This is a genomic window from Stenotrophomonas sp. SrG (assembly GCF_050031795.1).
In the GTDB taxonomy this organism is placed as follows: Bacteria; Pseudomonadota; Gammaproteobacteria; order Xanthomonadales; family Xanthomonadaceae; genus Stenotrophomonas; species Stenotrophomonas rhizophila_A.
In genome coordinates this window covers 1-275 of record NZ_JBNBBE010000237.1, presented here as the reverse complement: position 1 = coordinate 275, position 275 = coordinate 1, and the positions used below count along the sequence as shown (strand labels likewise).

Annotated in this window: 1 pseudogene; it reads right to left on the bottom strand. The window is 69.8% G+C overall.

Annotated features, from left to right (window positions below):
* Positions 1 to 275 (bottom strand): annotated as a pseudogene (locus ACQG3P_RS19660) (phenazine biosynthesis protein PhzF); the annotation flags it as partial.

Here is a 275-nt window from a genome sequence, read left to right as displayed (position 1 = left end):
TCATTGAGGCTGCCGGTCACCGGATCCTCCGGCGCGGCCTCGCCGGCAATGAACGCGCGCGATTCAATATCTGCATCCACCGCGTCGCCTTCGCCACACGCGGCGAACACGCCCAGCATCAGCCCATCCAACGCCGCGGAATCGGGGCGCACCGCCAACACGGCCGCACGGCTGCGCAATCGCAACGCCAACCACCGCGGGCCGTGGTCCACCCATTGCGCATCGCCCAGTGCATCCGCGGCCACCCCCAATCCCGCCCGCACCAGCTCGCGCAA